Raw genomic sequence first — 3354 nt, 5'->3', positions numbered from 1 at the left:
CTGTACATCTGTTCGTAAAAATGCGGGGTTTTTCTCTATTTTACCCCTTTTTATCCCATTTAATTCTATTTTTTTGTTTCTCTAAGCCTTACACAGCAATCTTTTTATCTCTTTTCAGCAAACCCTATTTAGCTTGTATTGCAAAACTAAGACAGCAACGGCTCCCGTCCCCGTGATTCCTAATGCTTTAATAATCCAAATTTGCCTGTTATAGTCTTCGATTGTGGATTGAAGAAAAAAGTATTCCTGTTGTCAATTCAATTTTACCTGCGGTATATCCATGTAAGCGTGGAAATTCTTGATCTGCTCTGGTAAAGTTTTCTAAACCACAGAGAGAGCGGCCTTGCCATAGTTGTGAGATCGCATCGACACAGATAGAAAAATTCTCAAGCCTCGGTTTAAAATGGTATATCATCCAAACCTGGTTCATCTTCATAACTATAAAATGAAGAAATATAATCACTTGAAATTCTAGTAGGTTCAGGAAAGACTTCTAAATCGTTAGGTGATACATCAAATTTAGGAAATAAATTAGATAGAAGATTTTCTACTTCTGTATTTTTGATTAATTGACAATCTACCGCTCCATCGTCATCTGTCCAATTTAAAGCTAATGCACCTTGATAAAATATAGCCCATGCTTCTTGCTTTGTCGATTCTGATATTATTTCATCTTCTCTATATAGACGCAAAGCAATTTCACAGCTTTTTTCATATTTTTTAAAACTGAATAATATTAGTGCATAAATCAAAATTTCTTTGTCTTTTAATTTGTTTTTTATATATAAAGGTTCTATAACAAGAAGAGTTTTCTGTTTAATTGATTCATCAATAAGTGTGGCAAATCTTGTGATTTGTAGTTGAAAATTATCCTTGTTAAAGGAAACATGAAAATTAATCAAATCCAAATAATATTTTTTTAAATTTTCTTGAGTCTCTTCATCATCAGGAAATAAGTTAAAAAGTTTCCAACTACAATAAAGCATATCTTTATTATTTTTACACAATGAGAAAAAGCGCATTCCCATGCGATAAACTTCTGGATGAGGATAAATTGAAATCATTTCTAAAATTTCTTTCTTTGATTTTTCTGTAGGAAGAGATAAAATTTGACTACTCATTTTTTCAATTTCTTTGATGATGTTTTGATCTGCCAACTCTAAATTGAGTCCATAAAATAATCTAATGTAGTTATTTAGCAATTCTTCATCTTTTTCCGAGTTAGAAATTGCTAAAAATTCTTCTTGTTCGAGATGATGACAAGAAAACAGAAAGAATATTTTTTCTTCTGGAATCTTGAATATTTCGCAGGATTTACTTTTAAATTCTATTAAGTTATCTGGTTTAGGAATCCGAGAAACAACTAACTTAACATCAATTTCTTTCTCTATAACTTTAGCAAAATGGCTATCTTGAATTAATTGTTTAATAAATTTAGTCACTCGAATACTTTCTGAACTCATCGAAGATAGTATTACCACTTCATCTGCTAACTGCTGAGTGCATAAACCCGAAATTTCAGTAATTCCTGTTCGCGAGTCAATAATCACAAAATCTGCCTGTAATTCTTGCTCAATTCTCGCTAAAAATTGCTGAAAAAACTCTACACCATTACGCTGTTCTGAAAAAACAACACCCCAATCTAACTGACTGAGTTTGCGATAATAGTCTTCAGATAAATATTGTCCCGCCGGAATCAACCAAAGCGGAACATCTTTTTCAATTCCCTCCAAAGGAATTGGTAGGAAAATCTCCGCAATACTCCCCGGATCGCGATTGTGGATTTGATATTCCAAAATATAATCGAGAACCCCTTTTTGCTCTTCAGGAAGTTGTAAAAGTGGAAACTTGGCATCGATCCCCGGTGCTTCCAAGTCGAAATCAACAATCACCGTTCTTTGCCCTAACTTTTCCGCTAAATAAACGGCAAAATTAGCAGCAGCTAGGGTTCTCCCTACGCCTCCCTTATAAGAATAAAAAGTAATCGTTCTCATGCTACCCTATCCCAAAATCCTTTCTTCGCAATGATAGCCTGCGCCCGATCGCATTTCTCTCTCTCCTCTGGAGAAACTAGATCGAAAACAGGTCGATTTATTGGCGCGATCGCTTCTGTTTCCTCTTTTTTATCTAATACTGTTTGAATTGCCGCATCAACCTCTGACTGAGATAATCTCAACCGTGCAGCAATCGTTTCTATCACGCGATCGCCCAACAAAATCGAAACATTAAAATCTGCCCCCAACGCATCCAAATACGCTAAAACAGACTCAAAAGTATGGTCATTATTGGCACTTTCCAATTTAGAAACCCAACTTTGAGTCACCCCCAAACGTTGTGCTAATTCCTTCTGAGTTACACCTAACTGTTTCCGCAGCGATCGCATTGCTTGAGTTAAAGCAATCCGAAACAGTTCTTGACGTTCGATTAAGCGCATTTCTGGGGCATCGGGAAGCAAATCTTCCAGAAATTCAAATACCTCATTGTTCTTCTTCATTTTGATTGTCCTCCCGTTCTAATAATCGCTTTTGTCGTTGAATTGCTTTAGTAATCTCCCGTTTAGGCGTTTTTTGGCTTTTCTTTTTAAACCCGTGTAATAAAACCAAGCGTTTTCCTGTCAAAGCACAGAGAAAAATGCGAGGATTATGGGGTGTATTGTCCAAGCGCAACTCATAAAGATTGTCCTCTCCTTTGATTTTGGCGAGAATATCCGAACGTTTGATTAATAACTGTAATCCATACGCTTGCAGTAATTTTAAACGGAGTTGAAGTTGTTTCAATTCCCCCTTAGTTAATGCTGCATCTTGGAGAAATTGTCGAACTGGCGAAATTTCCTCCTCATTATCCGAGTAAAATTCAATTTGCCATTCTTCTGTCACTCCTCAATGCTCCTCTATTGTTATTATGCCATATTTAGAATAATTGAGAAGCGATCGCGGCAACTTTTTCCGGTTCGTGGAAAACATCGCGAAGATCTGGCGCATTCGTATAGTCTTCTCTCAGTGTCTCAAGGATGCCTGCATCCGTTGTTTTCACCCCCATTTCTCGCGGTGCATACAGCGTATCGAGAGAACTGAGAGTATTGTGATTTCCCACCAAAGCAAACTGACGATCGCAAACCAAATATTTTTCGTGCGTCCCCAATAACTTGAGTTCCATGCGATCGGGAAAACGCGATCGCAACTCTCTCAACCTCGAAAGCGCATTGTAGTTGCCAATGCGATCGCCACTCATCAGAAAAAATGGGTAGAAACCCCGTCCTTATAGGACGGCTTTATATTAGTTTCGCTACCGCCTTGGAGTTGTTTAATTAGGGTGCCTTTGTATTGCACTTTTAACAGGACAATTACTGTATCT

4 protein-coding genes are annotated in these 3354 nt (G+C 36.8%); all 4 read right to left on the bottom strand.

Translation table 11 applies throughout. The features are described 5' to 3' along the window. Positions 1 to 398 precede the first annotated feature (398 nt). Genes VB714_RS15160 through VB714_RS15145 form a run of 4 tightly spaced genes read right to left on the bottom strand, consistent with a single transcriptional unit; the run spans position 399 to position 3231 of the window. Complete coding sequence (locus VB714_RS15160; RefSeq protein WP_323225446.1) at positions 399 to 1994, bottom strand: tyrosine-protein kinase family protein; 1596 nt, start codon at positions 1992 to 1994, stop codon at positions 399 to 401. Continuing rightward, complete coding sequence (locus tag VB714_RS15155) at positions 1991 to 2494, bottom strand: helix-turn-helix domain-containing protein (RefSeq protein WP_323225445.1); 504 nt, start codon at positions 2492 to 2494, stop codon at positions 1991 to 1993. Before VB714_RS15155 ends, VB714_RS15160 begins: the two co-directional genes overlap by 4 nt. Beyond that, on the bottom strand, positions 2478 to 2876 hold the full coding sequence (locus VB714_RS15150) for a type II toxin-antitoxin system RelE/ParE family toxin (RefSeq protein WP_323225443.1): 399 nt from the start codon (positions 2874 to 2876) through the stop codon (positions 2478 to 2480). The genes VB714_RS15155 and VB714_RS15150 overlap by 17 nt, the downstream gene beginning before the upstream one ends. 34 nt (positions 2877 to 2910) lie before the next feature. Next, a complete protein-coding gene (locus tag VB714_RS15145; RefSeq protein WP_323225442.1) occupies positions 2911 to 3231 on the bottom strand; it encodes a hypothetical protein in 321 nt (106 codons plus the stop codon). Between the last annotated feature and the right edge of the window lie 123 nt (positions 3232 to 3354).

It is taken from the genome of Spirulina sp. 06S082 (assembly GCF_034932145.1).
In the GTDB taxonomy this organism is placed as follows: Bacteria; Cyanobacteriota; Cyanobacteriia; order Cyanobacteriales; family Spirulinaceae; genus CCY15215.
Note: the sequence above shows the minus strand (reverse complement) of the source record. Positions and strands in the feature narration are given on the sequence as shown.

Coding starts and splice junctions, on each gene's coding strand:
- VB714_RS15160 (WP_323225446.1), bottom strand. CDS start 1,994: ATGAGAACGATTACTTTTTATTCTTATAAGGGAGGCGTAGGGAGAACC.
- VB714_RS15155 (WP_323225445.1), bottom strand. CDS start 2,494: ATGAAGAAGAACAATGAGGTATTTGAATTTCTGGAAGATTTGCTTCCC.
- VB714_RS15145 (WP_323225442.1), bottom strand. CDS start 3,231: ATGAGTGGCGATCGCATTGGCAACTACAATGCGCTTTCGAGGTTGAGA.